We start from the raw sequence: 1,814 nt of genomic DNA on the forward strand, positions 1-1,814 counted from the left end.
CGAGGCTTTTTTTGCTTGGCTTTCAAACTATTGTTTTGTCTAGGTTCCAGCGTCGTTTGTTTCGCTTCGCTTTCGCTTTGCTTCAACCGCGCATTTACCAATGTATCTAACTTCCCCTGGTTTGTCAACCCCTTTTGGCAAAATTTTTTGATCTTTTTTCTATCCCTTGCTACATAAGCTTTTCAGCTTTTAGGAGTTTTTGGTAGTCCTTTGCTCAGAACTGTCGGTGCGACTACTTTAGTTTACTTGTACTAAATATTTTCCTCTATTTAATTTTTTCTTCAGTACCTCTCGATCGCTGGGTCGATTTTGGGGTATGGTTCCTTGAGAATGTATTTTCTGAAAGGAAAGCTCTCATGTCTCGCCGCGCTGCTTTACAATCCTATTTACTGGTGCGTTTACTCCTAGCTCCCTTGATGTTATGGACGATCGTGACGGTGGTTTTTCTGCTGATGCGTGTTGCTCCCGGTGATCCCACGGATGCGATTTTAGGCAACCGCGCTCCTGAAAGTGCCAAAAATGCCCTAAGAGAACAGTTAGGACTGAATAAGCCCCTATTTTTCCAGTATCTAGACTATATTTTCAATCTCATGCGTCTCAACTTAGGAGACTCTTTAACCAGTAAGGGGGTGACGGTGTGGGAGATTATCGCCAAACATTTTCCGGCGACGGTGGAACTAACTTTTTATGGAATGCTAATTGCGGTGATAGTGGGAGTCGGATTGGGAATTATCACCGCTTCCCGTCCGAATACCCCCTTAGATGCGGGGGGACGTTTATTTGGACTGATAACCTATTCCTTGCCGATTTTTTGGGTGGGAATGCTCTTACAGCTAATTTTTGCGGTACAGTTGCGCTGGTTTCCCTTGGGGACTCGTTTTCCTTTGAGTGAAACTCCACCCCAGACAATTACGGGTTTATACACCTTTGATAGTCTGATGACTCTACAACTAGATAAGTTGCCTACGGCGTTGTATTATCTAGCCTTACCTAGTTTTACTCTCGGCATTCTTTTGAGTGGGATTTTTGAACGGATGGTGCGAGTTAATCTGAAACAAACTTTGCAAGCGGACTATGTAGATGCGGCAAAAGCGAGAGGAATACCAGAAAAAACGATTATGATCGCCCATGCGCTGAAAAATGCCCTAATTCCCGTAATTACTGTCTTAGGATTAACTTTTGCGGCTCTTTTAGGTGGTGCAGTTTTGACGGAAGTTACTTTTTCTTGGCCGGGTTTGGGAAATCAGTTATATCGCGCGATTTCTCTGCGGGATTACCCAACAGTGCAGGGATTAATGGCTTTTTTTGCGACAATAGTGGTCTTTGCCAGTATTTTGATCGATTTAATCAATGCTTACATTGATCCTCGCATCCGTTATTAATCAGGGAGGTGGGGAGAAGGGAGAGGGACTTTGAGCATTTGCACTAATATTAATTTTCAATAGTCGTGACGTAACTATTCAGGTCTAGGGGTTGACAAAGAGAGAAAAATCAGCAGTGGGGATAAGAGAGACAACCGTATTCAAGGGGTGATGGACAGAGGCCAAAGCCTGACGCAAGAAAGTTAAAACCGAACGGCCTTGGGCGCGACAAGACTGAATCACGGTCAACAAACGAGCAGTATCGACAAAGCCACTGAAGGAGCGAGAACCACCGGCTATCTTGCGCTTAGTTAGGGTTTGCGGCAAAAAGTCATTGAAAAGTACAGGTCTCTTAATCAATGATTTCACTTAGCTACAAGCATAAGCTTTAGTTGTTAATTAACCCCTAAATTATAACTTACCCTAATCATTGACCGAGAAAAAGTGCTGTTT

Annotated in this window: 2 protein-coding genes; one reads left to right on the plus strand and one right to left on the minus strand. The window is 43.6% G+C overall.

The window, feature by feature from the left end:
- Positions 1 to 356: 356 nt before the first annotated feature.
- Complete coding sequence (locus O9323_RS03255) at positions 357 to 1,382, plus strand: ABC transporter permease (RefSeq protein ID WP_002732998.1); 1,026 nt, start codon at positions 357 to 359, stop codon at positions 1,380 to 1,382.
- 84 nt (positions 1,383 to 1,466) lie between these two features.
- Here O9323_RS03255 and O9323_RS03260 read toward each other — a convergent pair whose 3' ends face one another.
- Positions 1,467 to 1,721, minus strand: a complete 255-nt coding sequence (locus O9323_RS03260) for a hypothetical protein (RefSeq protein WP_149106772.1) — start codon at positions 1,719 to 1,721, stop codon at positions 1,467 to 1,469.
- Between the last annotated feature and the right edge of the window lie 93 nt (positions 1,722 to 1,814).

It is taken from the genome of Microcystis sp. LE19-131.1A, from assembly GCF_027532015.1.
In the GTDB taxonomy this organism is placed as follows: Bacteria; Cyanobacteriota; Cyanobacteriia; order Cyanobacteriales; family Microcystaceae; genus Microcystis; species Microcystis ichthyoblabe_A.